Origin of the sequence: Bacillus atrophaeus, from assembly GCF_039519175.1 — a bacterium.
GTDB lineage: Bacteria > Bacillota > Bacilli > Bacillales > Bacillaceae > Bacillus > Bacillus atrophaeus.
Genome location: NZ_CP154443.1, coordinates 1,231,129 through 1,250,221, shown reverse-complemented (window position 1 = coordinate 1,250,221; position 19,093 = coordinate 1,231,129). Strand labels below are relative to the sequence as shown.

At 41.9% G+C, this 19,093-nt stretch carries 21 protein-coding genes; 15 read left to right on the top strand and 6 right to left on the bottom strand.

Annotated features, from left to right (window positions below):
- Nucleotides 1-8 precede the first annotated feature (8 nt).
- On the bottom strand, nt 9-449 hold the full coding sequence (locus AAHT65_RS06425; RefSeq protein ID WP_216413736.1) for a PH domain-containing protein: 441 nt from the start codon (nt 447-449) through the stop codon (nt 9-11).
- 241 nt (nt 450-690) lie between these two features.
- On the opposite strand from AAHT65_RS06425, the gene soj reads away from it, so the two are divergent.
- Nucleotides 691-1,452 carry a sporulation initiation inhibitor protein Soj gene (gene soj, locus AAHT65_RS06420; RefSeq protein ID WP_003326048.1) on the top strand — a complete coding sequence of 254 codons (762 nt, stop codon included), beginning with the start codon at nt 691-693 and terminating at the stop codon, nt 1,450-1,452.
- Complete coding sequence (locus tag AAHT65_RS06415) at nt 1,445-2,284, top strand: ParB/RepB/Spo0J family partition protein (protein ID WP_343311182.1); 840 nt, start codon at nt 1,445-1,447, stop codon at nt 2,282-2,284. Before soj ends, AAHT65_RS06415 begins: the two co-directional genes overlap by 8 nt.
- 34 nt (nt 2,285-2,318) lie before the next feature.
- On the opposite strand, the gene yyaC is transcribed toward AAHT65_RS06415, so the two are convergent.
- Entirely contained in the window at nt 2,319-2,933 is a 615-nt protein-coding gene (yyaC, locus tag AAHT65_RS06410; RefSeq protein WP_010790554.1) for a spore protease YyaC, read from the bottom strand.
- 89 nt (nt 2,934-3,022) lie between these two features.
- Here yyaC and AAHT65_RS06405 point away from each other — a divergent pair, with 89 nt between their 5' ends.
- The 8 genes from AAHT65_RS06405 to AAHT65_RS06370 all read left to right on the top strand — a co-directional run bounded on the left by AAHT65_RS06405 (nt 3,023) and on the right by AAHT65_RS06370 (nt 9,853).
- On the top strand, nt 3,023-4,027 hold the full coding sequence (locus tag AAHT65_RS06405) for a YkvI family membrane protein (protein ID WP_094233238.1): 1,005 nt from the start codon (nt 3,023-3,025) through the stop codon (nt 4,025-4,027).
- Between the two features lie 131 nt (nt 4,028-4,158).
- Nucleotides 4,159-4,365 carry a DUF951 domain-containing protein gene (locus AAHT65_RS06400; RefSeq protein WP_258728467.1) on the top strand — a complete coding sequence of 69 codons (207 nt, stop codon included), beginning with the start codon at nt 4,159-4,161 and terminating at the stop codon, nt 4,363-4,365.
- Nucleotides 4,366-4,414: 49 nt separating this feature from the next.
- Nucleotides 4,415-6,418 carry a molybdopterin-dependent oxidoreductase gene (locus AAHT65_RS06395; RefSeq protein WP_343311180.1) on the top strand — a complete coding sequence of 668 codons (2,004 nt, stop codon included), beginning with the start codon at nt 4,415-4,417 and terminating at the stop codon, nt 6,416-6,418.
- 126 nt (nt 6,419-6,544) lie between these two features.
- Entirely contained in the window at nt 6,545-7,645 is a 1,101-nt protein-coding gene (gene ychF, locus AAHT65_RS06390) for a redox-regulated ATPase YchF (RefSeq protein ID WP_343311179.1), read from the top strand.
- A 112-nt stretch (nt 7,646-7,757) separates the two neighbouring features.
- Nucleotides 7,758-8,045: a 30S ribosomal protein S6 gene (rpsF, locus tag AAHT65_RS06385; RefSeq protein WP_003326056.1), complete on the top strand. Its 288-nt coding sequence runs from the start codon at nt 7,758-7,760 to the stop codon at nt 8,043-8,045.
- Between the two features lie 39 nt (nt 8,046-8,084).
- Nucleotides 8,085-8,600: a single-stranded DNA-binding protein SsbA gene (gene ssbA, locus AAHT65_RS06380; protein ID WP_003326057.1), complete on the top strand. Its 516-nt coding sequence runs from the start codon at nt 8,085-8,087 to the stop codon at nt 8,598-8,600.
- Between the two features lie 43 nt (nt 8,601-8,643).
- Nucleotides 8,644-8,883 carry a 30S ribosomal protein S18 gene (rpsR, locus tag AAHT65_RS06375; protein ID WP_003326058.1) on the top strand — a complete coding sequence of 80 codons (240 nt, stop codon included), beginning with the start codon at nt 8,644-8,646 and terminating at the stop codon, nt 8,881-8,883.
- Nucleotides 8,884-9,013: 130 nt separating this feature from the next.
- Nucleotides 9,014-9,853, top strand: coding sequence for an MBL fold metallo-hydrolase (locus AAHT65_RS06370; protein WP_343311178.1), 840 nt, complete (start codon nt 9,014-9,016; stop codon nt 9,851-9,853).
- A gap of 102 nt (nt 9,854-9,955) precedes the next feature.
- Here AAHT65_RS06370 and AAHT65_RS06365 read toward each other — a convergent pair whose 3' ends face one another.
- Together AAHT65_RS06365 and AAHT65_RS06360 are read right to left on the bottom strand one after the other, a co-directional pair.
- Complete coding sequence (locus tag AAHT65_RS06365; RefSeq protein WP_081250966.1) at nt 9,956-10,624, bottom strand: GntR family transcriptional regulator; 669 nt, start codon at nt 10,622-10,624, stop codon at nt 9,956-9,958.
- Between the two features lie 91 nt (nt 10,625-10,715).
- Entirely contained in the window at nt 10,716-11,636 is a 921-nt protein-coding gene (locus AAHT65_RS06360; RefSeq protein ID WP_343311177.1) for a DMT family transporter, read from the bottom strand.
- A 198-nt stretch (nt 11,637-11,834) separates the two neighbouring features.
- On the opposite strand from AAHT65_RS06360, the gene AAHT65_RS06355 reads away from it, so the two are divergent.
- The 5 genes from AAHT65_RS06355 (at nt 11,835) to AAHT65_RS06335 (ending at nt 15,402) form a co-directional block, all read left to right on the top strand.
- On the top strand, nt 11,835-12,593 hold the full coding sequence (locus AAHT65_RS06355) for an exodeoxyribonuclease III (protein ID WP_343311176.1): 759 nt from the start codon (nt 11,835-11,837) through the stop codon (nt 12,591-12,593).
- Between the two features lie 118 nt (nt 12,594-12,711).
- Nucleotides 12,712-13,278: a bifunctional transcriptional activator/DNA repair enzyme AdaA gene (locus AAHT65_RS06350; RefSeq protein WP_343311175.1), complete on the top strand. Its 567-nt coding sequence runs from the start codon at nt 12,712-12,714 to the stop codon at nt 13,276-13,278.
- Between the two features lie 11 nt (nt 13,279-13,289).
- Nucleotides 13,290-13,823 carry a methylated-DNA--[protein]-cysteine S-methyltransferase gene (locus AAHT65_RS06345; RefSeq protein WP_343311174.1) on the top strand — a complete coding sequence of 178 codons (534 nt, stop codon included), beginning with the start codon at nt 13,290-13,292 and terminating at the stop codon, nt 13,821-13,823.
- Between the two features lie 188 nt (nt 13,824-14,011).
- Complete coding sequence (locus tag AAHT65_RS06340) at nt 14,012-14,962, top strand: LacI family DNA-binding transcriptional regulator (protein WP_343311173.1); 951 nt, start codon at nt 14,012-14,014, stop codon at nt 14,960-14,962.
- A 59-nt stretch (nt 14,963-15,021) separates the two neighbouring features.
- The gene (locus tag AAHT65_RS06335; RefSeq protein WP_010790543.1) at nt 15,022-15,402 is read left to right on the top strand and encodes a VOC family protein; all 381 of its coding nucleotides are present in this window, start codon (nt 15,022-15,024) and stop codon (nt 15,400-15,402) included.
- Between the two features lie 43 nt (nt 15,403-15,445).
- Here AAHT65_RS06335 and AAHT65_RS06330 read toward each other — a convergent pair whose 3' ends face one another.
- Both AAHT65_RS06330 and AAHT65_RS06325 read right to left on the bottom strand, forming a co-directional pair.
- Nucleotides 15,446-16,792 carry an MFS transporter gene (locus AAHT65_RS06330; RefSeq protein ID WP_343311170.1) on the bottom strand — a complete coding sequence of 449 codons (1,347 nt, stop codon included), beginning with the start codon at nt 16,790-16,792 and terminating at the stop codon, nt 15,446-15,448.
- A gap of 200 nt (nt 16,793-16,992) precedes the next feature.
- Complete coding sequence (locus AAHT65_RS06325; protein ID WP_343311168.1) at nt 16,993-19,056, bottom strand: thioredoxin domain-containing protein; 2,064 nt, start codon at nt 19,054-19,056, stop codon at nt 16,993-16,995.
- Between the last annotated feature and the right edge of the window lie 37 nt (nt 19,057-19,093).

Here is a 19,093-nt window from a genome sequence, read left to right as displayed (position 1 = left end):
GAAGTAAATTACTTTTTAAAATATTCTACAATAATATTAGGATTCTTTTCTATGAGCTTTTCTATAAATTGCTTTTGTTCCATAGGGGAAATGACCAAGTGTCCAAACCCCCCTCTGTAATAAATGGTGATGGCCTTCCGAGAGCCAATAAGGCGATATCCGGAAAACAGCTTGTTTTTTTGAATCACCTTATCAATCGAATGGTAAGGAATTTTACTTCTGATGAGCCCGGCTTTAATATAAAGATGATGTTCGTCCATTACATATTTTAAATCAATAAAACTCCAAAGAATAATAACGTTGAGGAATGTCATCATGCCAAAAATCGTCCAGCTCCATCCGCCGGAATTTCCAAGTATAAAAGGGACAAAAGCATCCGCTTGAATCAGCAAGACAAGAAAAGCCATAATGAGCGATACAGGCAGATCCCGTTTTGTTTTAAAAACCATATATACACCGCCTATCTGTCTTCTATGTAACTTCTTCTTTTTAAATCATCAAAATCCCTTTTTCAGGTCAAAAAAACATAGAAATGAAAGAATGTATAAGAGGGAGCATAGTTTTTATAATGAAATTTCCGAATATATCCTTTCGGAAGAAACAAAAAAATGAAAAAAGTGAAACGCTTTATTCTTTTTTTGTTAAAATAGAGACATGACAGTACATGTTCATGTGAAAGTAGGTGACATCGTGGGGAAAATCATAGCAATTACGAACCAAAAAGGCGGAGTCGGTAAAACAACGACTTCAGTCAACCTTGGAGCGTGTCTAGCTTACATAGGAAAAAGGGTTCTGCTAGTAGATATTGATCCGCAAGGGAATGCAACAAGCGGATTAGGGATTGAGAAAGCCGATGTAGATCATTGTGTGTACGATATTTTAGTAGATGATGCAGATGTAATAGATATAATTAAACCGACTTCAGTTGAGAACTTGGATGTAATTCCCGCGACAATACAGCTTGCGGGAGCAGAAATTGAATTAGTTCCGACCATCTCAAGAGAGGTCAGATTAAAAAGAGCGTTAGAAGCAGTGAAGCAAAACTATGACTATATTATTATTGATTGTCCGCCGTCATTAGGTTTGCTGACAATTAATGCGCTAACCGCTTCAGATTCGGTAGTTATTCCTGTTCAATGTGAATACTATGCTCTTGAAGGTTTAAGCCAGTTATTAAATACAGTACGTCTGGTGCAAAAGCACTTAAATACTGATTTAATGATTGAAGGCGTGTTACTGACGATGCTTGATGCCAGAACCAACCTGGGTATTCAAGTCATAGAAGAGGTTAAGAAGTATTTTAGAGATAAAGTATATCAGACGGTAATTCCTAGAAATGTCCGCCTGAGCGAGGCACCGAGTCACGGTAAGCCCATCATTTTATACGATCCGCGGTCAAGAGGTGCGGAAGTATATTTAGATTTAGCAAAGGAAGTGGCTGCGAATGGCTAAGGGTCTTGGAAAAGGGTTTAACGCGTTGTTTAATGTGTCTGAAGAGACGGTTGAGGAAATCAAAATTAGCGAATTGCGTCCTAATCCTTATCAGCCCAGAAAAACCTTTGACGATGAATCATTAGCTGAATTAAAGGAGTCTGTATTGCAGCATGGAATCCTTCAGCCTATCATTGTCAGAAAATCTTTAAAAGGCTATGATATTGTCGCTGGAGAACGGCGCTTCCGTGCGGCAAAGCTTGCCGGTTTAGATACAGTGCCTGCCATTGTACGCGAATTATCAGAGTCATTGATGAGAGAAATCGCGTTACTGGAAAATCTCCAGCGTGAGGACTTGTCACCGTTGGAAGAAGCTCTTGCTTACGATTCTCTGCTTAAACATTTAGATGTAACGCAAGAACAACTGGCGAAACGTCTTGGAAAAAGCAGACCTCATATTGCCAACCATTTACGATTGCTGACCCTGCCTGAGGAAATTCAGCAGCTCATTGCCGATGGGACACTTTCAATGGGGCACGGCAGAACATTATTGGGACTGAAAAATAAAAATAAGCTTCAACCGTTAGTTCAAAAAGTGATAGCAGAACAGCTTAATGTCCGCCAGCTTGAACAGCTCATTCAACAGCTAAATCAGGATGTTTCACGTGAAACAAAGAAAAAGGAAGCTCCGAAAGATGCTGTTTTAAAAGAAAGAGAATCTTATTTACAAGATTATTTTGGAACGACAGTCAATATAAAAAGACAAAAGAAAAAAGGCAAAATAGAGATTGAATTTTTCTCTAATGAAGATCTTGACCGCATTCTTGATCTTTTGGCAGAAAAAGATTCTTGAGCAAAGAAACCATCTTCATATAGAGATGGTTTTTTTATAGCCGTCCTGTAAGCTTTTGAAACGGATTGAGCCTCTCTTGTCTCCACTCTGTCCGGTCTGTTAAACTTAGTCCTTCAGCAAGCACTGTTGCCATACTCATGACCAAATGGAGACGAGTGTTTTGCAGGACAAAGTACTCCATAAACCCGCTCACATTGACTATGCCGTTGATATGAAGATGCCCAACCTCAGGTAAATCTTTTTGCACACCCGCTCCGGGTTTCAAAGGTCCCTCTCCAATTTGGAATGAACCAACGCTTTTTACGCGACCCAAACACGCATCGACCGCGATAACGAATGGATTTTTATGTAGTTTATGAATCTCACTGAGTTTGTCTTTCATGTTAACAGCATGAACAGGATCGGATAGTGTTCCGTAAACGTGTAATCTGTTCAATTGCAGTTGTCTCAGCTTCATCCCCACAAGCGGGCCTAATGAATCGCCGGTGGAACGGTCTGTCCCTATACATACCACAACAATGGGTCTGCCGGCAGCTTTGCGTAAGGCCGCGGCGAGAATGGTTTGAATTTGTTTTGCTGCTGTTGAATCCGTATGTGAAACATATTGCTTTACTCGTTCCTGAGAAAAAAGCCCGCCTTTTCGATTCATAGGTTTCACTTCCTTGTCATAGTAGTAACAGTATACGGAAACAAGCTGAAATCTATACCTATGAGGTGATAAAGTTGTGGAAGGCCGGGATGAGGTGGATGCTGCTCATTTTAGGAAGCTTAATCGGCGCCGGATACGCTAGCGGTCAAGAAATATGGCAGTTTTTCGGCGTGGAAAGCGGACTTGCTATTTTTTTATTTACAGTGATGTTCAGTCTCTCGGCTTACGTCGTTATGAAAATAAGCTATAAGGTTCAATCGACGCATTTTCTGCCCGTTCTCGAACATTTAATGGGCCCGCTGCTGGCCAAGATTTATGATGTGCTTATTGTGTTCTATTTATTTTCGACTACAACCGTGATGATTGCGGGCGGCGGAGTTACGCTTCAAATGTACAAGCTTCCCTTTTGGGCGGGTGTCGCATTGCTTTGCGGCGTAACTGTTTTTTTGTTTTTTTGGGATATTAATGGGATCTTATCTGTGAACACAGTTCTTATCCCCATCCTCGTGGCCGGTTTGCTGTATGCGTTATTTTCTTTTCAGACAACCCATCATCATACGTGGACGATTGATTTGACCCGGCAATATAATTGGCCGGCAAGTATCACCTTTACGTCTCTGAACATACTTTCGGTTGTAGCCATCTTATCTTCTGTAGGCAAGGACATGAAAGGGTTGGGAGAAGCGAAGATCGCTAGTGTGGCAAGCGGTCTGATTTTTGGGGTTATTTCATTTGTGTATAATGAAACGTTAGTCGAGCTTGCCGGAAGTCTTTCACAATATGAAATTCCGCTTTTTGCTGTGCTTGAGGGCGCGCCCTATCCCTTATTTTTATGTATGACTGCGGTATTGTGTTTAGCGATCTATACGACGACAGTTGCGGGAGTATTTGGGCTGTCCAGCCGGCTGCTTGCATTTGTCAGGCTTCCGAGATGGATGGTTGTCTTTCTTCTCTTAGCCGCGATGGTTCCCTTTACATCTTTCGGTTTTTCTGACTTAATTGCTTTTTTATACCCGATTTATGGATTATTGAACCTTTATTTATTAGTTTGTCTATTATTATACCCTATTTTAAGTAAGTGGAAAAAAATATAAAATTATATTAAAAAAGTGAAATAGTTAACGTATCCTACAGGGATTTTTTTCTTTTCAATGATGATGATTGCTCTTATCATCTGTTTTTTTGTACAATAGAAAAAGCAGTCTATGAAAAGAGGTGAATGGTCTTGGCGGATAAAGACTTTGGCCTGAATGATGTTGTTGAAATGAAAAAACCTCACCCGTGCGGAGCGAACAGATGGAAAATTATACGGATGGGGATGGATATTCGAATTAAGTGTGAGGGATGCTCCCACAGTGTAATGATTCCGAGAAAAGAGTTCGAAAGAAAATTAAAAAAAATATTAGTCAAGCATGAGGAGCCTACTTCATAGAAAGGCTGTCACTCATGCTTTTTCATATAGTACGTAAGGAGAGACGCCGATGAGCAAAGTGCATCAATCAGCTTGTCCGCTGAATTGCTGGGATAGCTGCGGATTTTTGGTGACTGTCGAGAATGAAAAGGTGAAAAAAGTGGACGGCGATCCACATCACCCGATAACCGAAGGGAAAATCTGCGGACGCGGGAGAATGCTTGAAACGAAAACGAATGCGCCTGAGCGGCTCCGTTATCCGATGAAAAAGCAAAACGGTGAGTTTGTGCGCATCTCTTGGTGTCAGGCATTGGATGAAATTGCGGACAGGATGCAAAAGATTAAGGAGACAGCGGGAACAACGGCAGTTTTGCATAGTCATGATTATGCAAATAACGGACTTTTAAAGGCGCTGGATCAGCGTTTTTTTAATGGTTACGGCGGTGTAACCGAAATTGTCGGAAGTATTTGCTGGGGCTCGGGGATAGAGGCGCAGAGCTGGGATTTCGGCCGATCTTACGGCCATGGCCCTCTGGATATATACAATAGTAAGCATGTCATTGTTTGGGGGAGAAATGTGTCCCGAACCAATATGCACTTATATCATCATCTGCAGCAGGTCAAAAAACAGGGCGCGACTCTCACGGTAATTGATCCGATCTTCAATCCGACTGCTAAGCTTGCAGACCGGTATATTTCTGTAAAGCCCGGTATGGACGGGTGGCTTGCAGCTGGTGTGTTGAAAATTTTAATTCAATCAGGGAAAACAAATGAGGATTTCATTCGCAATCATTCATTCGGTTTTGATGAGGTGGCATCCTTTCTGGCATCTGTTTCCTTGGAAGAGATTATTGTGAAAACTGAAACATCAATGGAAGAGCTTCAGTATTTGGCGGGTCTTTATGCCGATGGACCGACGGCCACGTTTATGGGGCTCGGAATGCAGCGTTATAAAAACGGCGGCGGAACGATCCGTTGGATTGATGCTCTTGTTGCAGCTAGCGGAAATGTCGGAATTAAGGGAGGCGGCGCAAATTTCGGAAATGTCCAAATTGGAGAAAGCTTTGCGAAGCCGAAGTTGACTCTTCCGGAATTAAAAACTCAATCCCGAACGTTTTCAATGATGACACAGGCAGAAGAGATCTTGACGGCAGCCGATCCTGCAATCGAAATGATCATCGTAACGTGCGGCAATCCGCTTACACAGGTGCCGAATACCAATAAGGTGAAGGAAGCTTTTGAAAAAGTGCCGATGACGGTAGCCATTGATTCGATTTTGACTGATACCGCGAAGCTTTGTGACTACGTCCTGCCGACGGCAACCGTGTTTGAGGAAGAGGATATTTATTATTCAAGTATGTACCATCATTTTGTGCAGTATGGAAAAAAGCTTGTTGAACCGCAGGGAGAAGCAAAGTCTGACAGCTGGATCTGGGCCGGGCTTGCCAAGCGACTTGGATTTGGAGAGCTTTTTGAGTATAGCACGGAAGAATTTTTGCAAATGGGCTTGTCCTCTTTAGAAAAAGAGGGCGTGACACTTGAGCGATTGAAAGAGAAAGGGCATCTTCCCCTCCCTGTAAAAGAAGTGCCGTGGGATGATTATAAGTTTTTGACTCCGAGCGGAAAGTTTGAATTTGTTTCATCCGCAGCAGAGAAAAAAGGCTATAGCGGTCTGCCTCAATTAGACGTGCCTGAAGAGTCTGTATTTCATGACAGCCGGCTTGCTGAAAAATACCCTTATACCCTTTTGTCGATTCATCCGCAGCGTTCAAACCATTCCCAGCACGTACCGTTTATTGAAAAGATGCAGCATATACAGGTTGATATTTCTCCTGATATTGCTGACGAACAGGCGGTGCAGGATGGTGATGTTGTAGTGATATTTAATGAGCGGGGACGTTTGGAGGGAAAGGCTAAGATCATGAAACAGGCCCACCCGAAAACAATCAATATAGATGAAGGCATGTGGTCGGCATTCGGAGGCTCGGTCAATACGCTCACTAAGGATACAAATTCTGATAATGGAATGGGAAGTACGCTTTTTGACTGTCTTGTAGGCATGAAGAAAGCGTAATCAGAGGAATTGAGGGGGTCAAAAGGCTTTTTTGCCAGCTTGTCTTTTCCAGTGAACCTCCTTATAATTGCTCTAGGTTCAAAAAACGTTAACACAATGATGGTTTTATATAGAGGAGATGAAAGAATGGCTTTAACAGCTGGAATTGTTGGTTTGCCTAACGTCGGGAAATCAACGTTGTTTAATGCGATTACACAGGCCGGCGCAGAATCTGCCAACTACCCGTTCTGTACGATTGATCCGAACGTCGGGATTGTAGAAGTGCCGGATGAACGCCTTCAAAAGCTGACAGAACTGGTTAATCCGAAAAAAACAGTGCCTACTGCTTTTGAATTCACGGACATTGCCGGAATTGTAAAAGGTGCATCTAAAGGTGAAGGATTGGGAAATAAATTTCTTTCTCATATTCGACAGGTTGACGCGATCTGCCACGTTGTACGCGCTTTTGCAGATGATAATATTACACACGTTTCAGGAAAGGTAGATCCGATTGATGATATCGAAACGATCAACCTTGAATTGATTCTGGCTGACATGGAGACGGTTGAGAAACGAATCGTTCGCGTCAGCAAACTTGCAAAACAAAAAGACAAAGATGCGGTTATTGAATTTGATATTTTAACAAAGCTGAAGGAAGCGTTTGAACAGGAAAAACCGGCGCGCTCAGTGGAATTCACGGAAGAACAGAATAAACTTGTGAAGCAGCTTCACCTTCTTACATCTAAACCGGTGCTTTATGTAGCGAACGTCAGTGAAGATGAAGTAGCTGATCCGTCCGGAAATGAATATGTTGCTAAAATCCGTGAATATGCTTCAGGAGAAAAAGCAGAAGTCATCGTGGTTTGTGCAAAGATCGAGTCTGAAATTGCAGAACTTGAAGGCGATGAAAAGCAAATGTTCCTTGAAGAGCTTAGAATTGAGGAGTCAGGCCTTGATCAGCTGATTAAAGCGTCATACTCATTGCTTGGTTTGGCAACGTATTTTACAGCAGGCGAGCAGGAAGTAAGAGCCTGGACGTTTAAAAGAGGTATGAAGGCGCCTGAGTGTGCAGGAATCATCCATACTGATTTTGAACGGGGATTTATCCGCGCTGAAACGGTGGCGTATGATGACCTTCTTGACGGAGGCAGCATGGCAGCTGCGAAGGAAGCAGGAAAAGTCCGTCTTGAGGGGAAAGAATACATTGTGAAAGACGGAGATGTCATTCATTTCCGATTTAATGTATAAGCCAGAGTTGTAATAGGACAAGAGCTTTGGTATAATATAAAATTGTGAGTAATAGAATTATTGCTCCTTGCCCATTTAATGGGCCGCTTAGTCCAAAAGGAGGTGCAAACAGATGAGAAAGTACGAAGTTATGTACATTATCCGTCCAAACGTTGATGATGAGTCTAAAAAAGCAGTTGTTGAACGTTTCAACAATGTTTTGACTTCTAACGGTGCGGAGATCACTGGAACAAAAGATTGGGGTAAACGCCGTCTTGCTTACGAAATCAATGATTTCCGTGAGGGTTTTTACCAAATCGTAAATGTTCAGTCTGATGCTGCGGCAGTTCAAGAATTTGACCGTCTAGCTAAGATCAGTGACGATATCATTCGCCACGTTGTTGTAAAAGAAGAAGAATAAGCTAATTGAAATATATAATGTTAAAGGGTGGTCTTTCTTATGCTTAACCGAGTTGTATTAGTCGGAAGACTGACAAAAGACCCAGAGCTTCGTTATACGCCTAACGGTGCGGCTGTTGCCACGTTTACTCTTGCGGTGAATCGTACGTTTACGAATCAGTCAGGAGAACGTGAGGCCGATTTCATTAATTGTGTCACTTGGAGAAGACAAGCCGAAAACGTTGCAAACTTCCTTAAAAAAGGAAGCCTTGCAGGCGTGGATGGCCGTTTACAAACAAGAAATTACGAAAACCAGCAGGGACAGCGCGTCTTCGTGACCGAAGTTCAGGCTGAAAGTGTTCAGTTTCTTGAGCCGAAAAGCGGCGGCGGTTCTGGTTCAGGTGGATACAACGAAGGAAATAGCGGAGGCCAATACTTTGGCGGAGGCCAAAATGATAATCCATTTGGCGGAAATCAAAACAATCAGAAACGAAATCAAGGGAACAGCTTTAATGATGACCCATTTGCCAACGACGGCAAACCGATTGACATCTCAGATGATGATCTTCCGTTCTAATGCGAATATCGCTTAATTTCAAAAGGAAAGGAGGGAAATGACAATGGCAGGAGGACGCAGAGGCGGTCGCGCGAAACGCCGTAAGGTTTGTTACTTCACTTCTAACGGCATTACGCACATCGACTACAAAGACGTAGATCTTCTTAGAAAGTTCGTTTCTGAGCGCGGTAAAATTTTACCACGTCGTGTAACTGGAACAAACGCTAAGTATCAACGTAAACTTACAGCAGCAATCAAACTTTCTCGTCAAATGGCATTACTACCATACGTAACTGGTGAGTAAGCTGAGACGTTTAAAGAGCAAGGACCTTCGGGTTCTTGCTCTTTTTTTCAAAAGAAAAACAACAGATCTTCACAGATAATATGTTTTAAAGGAATGAAAGCAATTTGATGTAGAAAGGTGCTATGATTTCATGAAACTATCTGTATTAGTGGATAATAATACTTTTATTGATCGATACTTTTTAGGGGAACCGGCATTATCTTTCTTTATTGAAGAGGGTGATAAACGTATTCTATTTGATACTGGATATTCTGATATCTTTATTAAGAATGCTGAAAAAATGAATATTGATTTATCGGATTTAGATTTTGTTGCCTTATCACATGGACATGTAGACCACACTTGGGGATTAACTCATTTAATTAGACTGTACATGGAAGCTAAAAATGAGAATATGATACATAAAACACCTGCAGTTATAGGACACCCATTAGTGTTCGAAAGTAAATTATTTGATTCTATAGGTGAGATAGGAAGTATCTTATCTCATGAAAAGGTAAATAAACACTTTCCTGTCCGTTTATCTAAAGAACCAGTATGGCTGACTGATCAATTGGTATTTTTAGGAGAAGTTAAAAGGAAATTTGATTTTGAAGGTAAAGATGCGATAGGGAAAATTGTGACTGAACAAGGTGAAGTTGATGATTTTGTACAGGATGATACAGCCTTAGTATATAAGTCATCCGAAGGGCTGGTTATTATTGTAGGCTGTGCGCATTCCGGAATTTGCAACATTATTGAATATGCTAAAGAAGTATGCCAGGAAGAAAGAATAGCTGATATTATTGGAGGATTTCATTTGTTGGATCCGCGAAAAGAACAGTTGGAGAAAACGGTACAATACATAAAAGAAATTAAACCTGCAGATCTTCATCCTTGTCATTGTACTGATTTAGCCTCTAAGGTAGCACTTTCAACAGTAGCCGATATAAAAGAAGTTGGAGTAGGATTAAAAGTGGAGTATTTGTAGCTTTTTGAAAAGCACGATGGATTTTAGATCCTACTTCACGCAAAAGCAGCGTGGGTTCAATCCCATGCTGCTTATTTGAATGAGAGCGCCTTATCGGAATTCTTATTGCTCATTCTTCAATTGAATGTGGTCTAAGCTGTTTTTCCAGTTCGCTTTGATTGCTTTGATGGCGTGATTTATATTTTGGTTTCTAATGGCATCTATTATTTGCAGATGTTCATTATAGGATGTATGCATGGCATCGTTTTGGCTGAAGTAATACATTTCGATTCTTTGTATTTTCGTTTTGAGGCTGATCAGCATCTTTTGCAGCTCCGAGTTATTGGATAGTTGAATGATTTTATCATGAAAAGCATTATCTGCCTCAAGTGCAGTAAACCTATCTCCTGATCCCATGGCATGATGCAGATGTTCATTAAGCTGTTCCAGCTCTTCTAAATCTGCTGATGTCATGTGAGGAAAAGCTTTCTCCATAGCCAAGCTCTCTAATGTCCATACAATTGAATAGATATTTTCTGCATCTTTTAAGTCAATTGGAGATACTAATGTCCATCTATTGGCTTTAGTCACCACAAGTCCATCATTTTCTAATTTAAGTAAAGCTTCTCGAATGGGGGTACGGCTGATTCCCAGCGTCTCTGACAAATCTTGATCTCTTAATTTTGCCCCGGGTTCAAGTTTGCCTGTGATGATCCAATCTCGCAGCGTGTTGTATACTTCATCCTTCATAAACGTCCGTTTTAGTTTTGGCTCATTCTTATTAATAGTCAATGTTCAGCACCTCTTCAAAAGGGAGAATTAATATGTAATATACCACATTGAGCCTGAGTATTGTAATACTGGCAGCGCCGGCCGGAAAGGCTTATTTGAGTTTTTTTTCTTTGATAGATAAGATCATGATTGTACTTAGAATACAGCATGTTCCTAACCACTCTGATATTCCAAAGGTTACATGCAGCCATATAACTGATAAAAAGGCTGCCGATAATGGTTCTGCACATGCTATGAGACTAGTTTCAGAAGCCGTTAGATATTTTAAGCTTTCTAAGTAACAATAAAAAGCTGTGAGTGTTCCAAATAGGACAATAAATATAACTGCGGCATACGCTGACACAGACCATTGCCCTTCAAACTTCCAAGGCGGATGAATCAAACTTAAACCTAATCCCCCTATTAACATCGCCCATCCTACTACAATAGCAGCTCCCCATTTCGCAAGCAGTTTGTGCGGGTGGAGTGTATAAAAAGCAAGTGCAAACGCTGAGCTAAGGCCCCAAAAAAGCGCCCATCCAGAAATGGAAAGACTATGAATATCCCCATGGGTAACAAGAAAAAATGTTCCTATAATAGCTAAGAATACAGCGATTAGCTCTTTTACAGTAGGGAGGCGTTTTGAACGAATAGCCACATAACATGTAATGAGTGCAGGGGCTAAGTATTGGAGCACAGTAGCTGTCGCTGCATTTCCATGCTGGATGGCTGCGAAGTAGGTATATTGAACAGACAACATGCCTAGAATACCAAATAAAACTAGATTTAGCCCATCCGCTTTATCCTTCCATACTGCCCATATTCGTTGTTTTTCTTTTCGATAAGCAAGCCCTAATAATAGAATGCCTGATAATAATAAACGTACGACAGTTAACCACTCTACATTAAAGTGTTGTTGTTGGAAGAGATATTGAGCGACAGTTCCTGATACTCCCCATAAAATGGAGCCAGTAAGTACAAGTGCAATTCCTTTTGTTCGTGAGTGCGATAGTGCTGCGTGTTCACCATTCATTTTTTTTCCCTCGCCAATCTTGTTTTTTTATCGGTGCCTATTAGAAGATCTGCAAACTTGTAATAAGATTGAATGATTAGTAAAGTGTAATATATTATATACTATACTATAAATGACAGTCAAAGACAGATTGATTTTTGTGATGATGATTTCACAAGTAACGATTTTGCAGCAGCGAATCAGCCAGGGGGAGTACAAATGAAACTGATGTCATGGAACGTAAACGGGCTGCGTGCCCTTTTGACAAAAATGAATTTTAACAGCTATCTGGAAGAAGAGAACGTTGATATTTTCTGCCTGCAGGAAATCAAATTACAAGATGGACAGATTAAGTTAGAACCAGAGGGCTATCATGTGTATTGGAATTACGCTGAGAAAAAAGGATATTCCGGAACAGCGATTTTTACCAAAAAAGAGCCGCTTGCTGTTACGTACGGCTTAGGAATAAAAGAGCACGATCAAGAGGGCAGATTGATCACGTTGGAATTTGAGAACATGTATGTCATAACGGTATATACACCGAATGCAAAACGCGGATTAGAGCGTATCGACTATCGCATGGACTGGGAAGATGCTTTTTTATCCTATATAAAAGCATTAGATGTGAAGAAGCCTGTCGTGTTATGCGGTGATTTGAATGTTGCGCATCAAGAAATCGATTTGAAAAACCCTAAAGCAAACCGAAAAAATGCCGGTTTTTCTGATCAGGAAAGAGAAAAATTCAGTCAGATGTTAGAAGAAGGATTCATTGATACATTCCGCTACTTACACCCCGATCAGGAAGGGGCATATTCTTGGTGGTCCTACCGCATGAATGCGCGGGCCAAAAACGTTGGCTGGCGTCTAGATTATTTCATAGTGTCAGAAAGGCTCAAAAAGCAGATCAGGGGCGCAAAGATCTGCAATAAAGTGATGGGTTCCGACCATTGCCCGGTTGAGCTGACGATTGATCTTTAATCCGGAAGACCCTTTCATGATAAAGGGTCTTTTTTTTATCTTTGTAATCTTGCTCATACATCCCAAAATCCGTACATATGTGCTGATTTTGTCTATACTGAAGGTGGAGGTGATTCATATGGCAGAAAAAAAGCACCTGCCGGATGAGAAGTGGAACGCCATTGTAAACAATGATTCGTCCTATGATGGAGAATTTTATTATGCTGTAAAAACAACCGGCATTTTTTGCCGCCCATCCTGCAAGTCCAGAGTTCTCAACAAGGAAAATGTACGGATTTTTCAAACGGCTGAGCAGGCGTTAGGGGAAAATTTCAGACCTTGTAAACGGTGTAAACCAAACGGCTTGCGTTTACCGGATGAAGATTGGGTGACACAAATAAAAGAGTTCATAGACTGCAGCTATAGTGAATCACTGACATTAGATAAGCTAGCCGATATGTGCCATGGCAGCCCCTATCATTTACAGAGGACTTTTAAGAAAGCGGAAGGGATCACCCCTATAGAATATATACAAAAAAAGCGCATAGCAGCGGCTGCTCAATATCTGGAGCTTACTGACCAGTCAATCAGGGAGATCGGATTAGCAGTAGGCATACCTAACACAGCCCATTTTGCAACCTTGTTTAAAAAAAGAACGGGGTACACGCCGACAAAATACAGGCAGATTAAAAGAGAAAACTCTTAGGAGGCAACATAATGCAAGCGAAGCGACACACAATCATTTATTGGGCGTTATTTGTATGTAATCAATGGAATGTATACATTGCTGCTACATCAAAAGGGCTTTGCTTCGTGGGATCTAAAGACTTTGACGAACTTGTGCTTTGGGCTGAGAGAAAATTCCCGCAGCACACACTGGTGCAAGACGATAAAGTATTACATCCCTATGTGGCAGAGCTGGAAGAGTATATAAAGGGTGACAGAAAAGAATTTACGATGCCGATTGATGTGCAGGGAACGCCGTTTCAATTGGCGGTATGGAATGCCTTGTGTGAGATCCCTTATGGTGAAACTTACTCGTATTCAGACATCGCTGAGCGCATACAAAAACCGGATTCAGTACGTGCAGTCGGAACAGCTATCGGCGCCAATCCCGTACTGATTACGATTCCCTGTCATAGAGTCATAGGGAAAAACGGAAAATTAACCGGCTTCAGAGGCGGTTTGGAGATGAAAAAACAATTGCTGAGTTTGGAAAAAGAAACTTCCTGTCATTCTGGCAAACAGTAAGAATGAGAGAATAATATGAAACCAAACGTGTTTATGTGAACCAAAATAGTTTTTTACCTTAATATTTTTGCTGTGAAGGCAGATCCGAATGGGTCTGCCTTAGTCTAATTCCCATTCTTCTTCGGCGGCAGGAGAACCCAAGGCGATAAAGGAATAATTATATAACCAATGTTTTTGGAGGAGTCGAGTTGGCGAATATAAAAGATATTGCGAAAATGGCGAATGTATCCGTATCTACTGTTTCAAGAGTGTTAAATCAACATCCGTATGTGGCTGAAGAGAAAAGGCTTGCTGTCCGGCAGGCGATGGAAGAATTAGATTATACACCGAACCGGACCGCTATTGACTTGATTCGCGGAAAAACGAATACCATCGGTGTCATCCTGCCTTATAGCGACCATCCTTGTTTCGATAAAATAGTGAACGGTATAACAAAAACAGCTTTTGAACATCAATACGCTACGACGCTTTTGCCTACAAAATATGATGCTGCGTTTGAAAAAAAGTATCTGGAGATGGTGAGAACAAAGAAAATAGACGGATTAATCATCACCTCCAAAGCAAACACCTGGGAAGAGATTTTACCTTATGCAGAATATGGCCGTATTATTGCTTGTGAATATACCAATCAAGCAGAAATTCCGTGTGCTTATAATGATAGAAAATCTGCTTATATAGAAGGTTTTCAATACCTGAAAAAACGGGGTCACGAAAATATTGCCTTTACTTGCGTTCGGGAGGCGGAGCAAAGTCCAAGCACCGCTGATAAAGTAAAAGCTTTTGAGTTTGTTTACGGGCCGCTGGAAGAGCACAATATACTGGCTGGCTGTAATCATATGACGGACGGAGAAAAGGCAGGAGAATATTTTCATAATCTAAATAGGAAACCGACTGCGATTTATGCAAATAGTGATGAAATTGCAGCCGGAATTTATGTATATGCACAGAAACACAATTGGTCTATCCCTGAAGAGCTTGAGATTATCGGTGAAGGCAACCTCTCCGTCAGCCGGGTGCTGCATTTTTCATCACTGGATTTGAATCTTGAGCAGTTAGGAAAAGCGGCATTTTCCTTATTTCTGAAAGATACTCCCGCGAAAATAAAAATCCCGCACCAGCTTGTTGGAAAAATAACTTGAACTGAAATGCTTTTCATACCTTATAACTAAATAGAGACCATCAAATAAGGAGGGACAACATGCATATTGAACATGTGGCCATTTGGGTCAGAGACTTAGAACGTATGAAGGCGTTTTACGAGAAGTACTTCAATGCAAAATCAAATTCGCTTTATCATAATGAGAAAAAGGATTTCAAATCATATTTTTTAACGTTTGATAATGGGGCAAGGCTGGAGATTATGAAGAAAGGCAATATTGATTCACAACCTTCGGAAACAGCGTTAGGATGGGCTCATCTTGCGTTTTCAACTGGCAGTGAAGCAGAAGTGGACGACCTTACACAAACCCTGACAAAGGACGGCTATCGACTCGTAAGCGGCCCTCGCGTGACGGGTGACGGCTACTATGAAAGTGTGATTGAGGACCATGAAGGGAATCTGATCGAAATTACAACATAAAATCTCGAAAAAACAGCACGGCTTTTGCCTGTGCTGTTTTTTATTACACTTGCTGAGAATTCGTTTTGGGGCCAAAGAAAATGAGCAGAACGGAGCAAGCCAGCCAGCAGCCGCCGATAAATAAAAAGACGCTCACATAGCCGAGCTGTACAGCAATAAAACCAACGAGTAACGAGCCGAATATATTGGAAAAACGGCCAAGCCCATAAGCTAACCCGCTTCCTGAAGAGCGGAACTCCGTCGGATAAGGTTCAGATGTATAGGCATATAAATTCGAGGTGAAAACACGTTCGGTAATGTTTACAACAAAACCAAATATGATAATCATCAGCGGAATAAATGTCATGCCATACAACAATCCCGCTATAGCAGTCAGAAATGCACTGGCAGCTAAAATCCATTTTCGCTGAAAGGTTTCTGATATCATCGAACCAATGAGTGCGCCTAGCGGGGCGCCGACGGAGTGAAGCACGTTGTACCACAGCGTTTTTTCCATTGTGATGCCATTGCTTTTCAGCAGGCTTGGAACCCATGATGCAAATCCATAGAAGCCAAACGTTTCGAAAATCCATACAGCGGATAAGACGATCGTGATTTTTAAATTTCTCCCTTTAAATAAGCCTAAGTAGCCCGCTTTTTGAACGGTCTGAACAGGCGCTGCTTCTTTTGGCACAGGCAACGGGCCTTTTTCTTGTTCAACACGTGTTTCGATTCGTTTCATAATCGCATCCGCTTTGCCATATTCGCCGCGATTTTCGTGCCAGCGGGGCGACTCTTCCAGCCTGCGGGTGGATAAAAAATAAATAAGTCCTGCCGCTCCCCACACAAACACAAGTCTCCATCCCCACGGCCCTAAGGGGATGACAAAGGCCGATACGACGTTAGTAATCGGAACCCCTATTAAACCGATCATGGCGCAAAAAGAAATGTACTTTCCCCGCACATTGGAAGGGAAAAACTCAGCTAAATAACTGTTCGTCACAATCATAGCTGCGGCGACGCCTAGCCCTGTGAGAAAGCGGAAAGCAATGAGGGATGGTATGTCCCATGCAAGGGCATTTAACAATGATGAGACAGAAAAGATGAATACGAACCAATTTAATGCTTTCTTCCTTCCGATTCGATCCGACAAGCGCCCGCCTAATGAAGCACCTAAAAACATGCCTAAGAACGAAGCCGCTGTCACGTTGGCAATCGTGCTTAATTTGATTCCCCAATGCTCAATCAGCGCCGGTGCCACATTACTGAGTGTAAATAAGTCGGCCAGATCAAAGAAATACACAATGCCGAGAGCGGTAAGCACTTGATAATGGACACGTGAAATCGGGAGACGATCTAGACGATTTGCTACATTTGAAAATAGTTGAGTGTGATTTTGACCGGAATTCATAGTAAACCCCCTTTGTATAAGAGAAAAGTTAGAAAAAACAGAAAATAATCCGCCTAGCTATATTATAAATGTCTTTTTTTATCTGAAACAGAGTTTAAATCACTAGATAAAAGGCATTTTTAAAAGAGTCTATTTCAAATACTCCGAGGTGTGGAGCCTGTTACTGTGGCAGTCAATCAACAAATAAAGCAGCAAGGGAGTTAATCCCTGCTGCTTAATGTTTTTATAGCTTGTTCTATATCTGTTGTCGGCTGCTGGCAAGCGAAATTTTCACAAATATAGACGGTCGTTTTTCCGTCAATGATGCGATAATCAGCTGCAAACGGTGCAATGTTTTTACATTGATCCGGATGTTCTGCTACTAAGACTGAAAAATTCGGTTGAAACGTCTGCTGCAGAGCCGATATGATGTGCTGGCGCTGGCTGTCGTCTTTACGGCCGAAAATAACAATCTCTTTTTTAGGCATCATATGGGTTAGCACACTTTGCATAAAGAAGGAGTGACCGCTTGGGTAAGCCTCGACATCCCGTTTGAAAGCGGAGAACATCTTTTCTGCTTTTTCAATCAGGGATAATTCGCCTGTCAGTTGGCCAAGCCGCAGAAGCTGTACGGCCGCGACGCTATTTCCGGAAGGCACAGCGCCATCGTACACTTCTTTTTCTCTGACAAGTAACGCTTCCGCATCGTGCCCTGTAAAATAAAAACCGCCATGCTTCTGATCCCAAAACAAATCAAGCATTTTTGCCGATAGGTCTTTTGCTTTTTGCAGATAGGCAAGGTCATAGCCGGCTTCATAAAGCTCGATGTAGGCCCATAATAAAAAGGCATAATCATCAATAAATCCTTTATTTTTCACTTCGCCGTCACGATAGCGAACCATGACGCGCCCGTCTATGATTAATTTTTTTTCAATAAAGGCAGCGGCGGCCTGAGCCATATTGAGGTATTCCGGTGTTTGGAATACTTTTGCCGCTTTTGCAAGACCCGCAATCATAAGCGCGTTCCACGAGGTCAGCACTTTATCATCAACGTGGGGATATGTTCTTGTTTCTCGCTTTTTCAATAGTTTTTGCCTTGCTTCCCCGAGTTGTTTATTGATTTCTTGTTCATTTAAATCGAATTCTGCTTTTACCTTGTCTAATTTCGTGTGAATCAAATTGGGAATATTGTGTCCTTCGAAATTACCGGATGAGGTGATAGTGTAAACGGCACAATACAGCTCGCCAAGCTCATCTCCTAATGTTTCGATGATTTCATCCTTAGACCACACGTAATATTTCCCTTCTACTCCCTCTGTGTCCGCATCTAAAGCTGAGTAAAAACTTCCGTCCTCATGCGTCATTTCCCGTTGAATAAACGTGATGATCTGCTCGACAATGCGTTGATAGCGGCTGTTTTGTGTGACTTGATACGCTTCTGTATAAGCTGTCAGCAATAACGCATTGTCATACAGCATTTTTTCAAAATGGGGAACAAGCCATTCGTCATCGGTCGAGTAGCGGGCAAACCCATAGCCTACATGGTCATAAATGCCTCCATTCGCCATACTGTCCAGCGTCTTGGTGACGTTATAGAGGGCGTTTTCCTGACCGGTGTATTGATGATAGCGAAGAAGATACATGAGCATATGGGGCATCGGAAACTTAGGAGCTTGGCCGAATCCGCCATAAACGGTATCAAACCCGCTCATCAGCTGCTGGAACGTACGATGGAGCGCCTCTTTCGTCAACGTCCCATTTCCCTCGGGCGTTTTGATTTGCAAATGGCTGGAAGCATTCTCAGCAATCTCTTCTACGTGCTCGCGATCATTGGCAAACGTGTTTGAAAGGTGTTCGAGAACGTCAATAAATCCAGGACGGTTGAATTTGCTCGTCTTCGGAAAATAAGTTCCGGCATAAAACGGCTTCTGATCAGGCGTAATAAACACATTTAACGGCCAGCCGCCCTGTCCGGTCATCAACTGACAAATTCTCATATAAACAGAATCAACATCCGGACGCTCTTCCCGGTCTACTTTAATGGCAACAAACCGCTCATTTAACAGGCGGGCAATTTCCTCGTCTTCAAAGCTTTCGTGGGCCATCACGTGGCACCAATGGCATGTCGAATAACCGATGCTGACCAGAACAGGCTTGTTTTCGCGCTTTGCTTTTTCGAAGGCTTCTTCTCCCCACGGGTGCCAGTCAACAGGATTGTGAGCGTGTTGAAGGAGATAGGGTGACTTTTCATTGATTAACATGTTGGTATGTTTGTGAGTAGGCATATAAGTACCTCTTTTTTCGTTATTAATTATGTTGTTA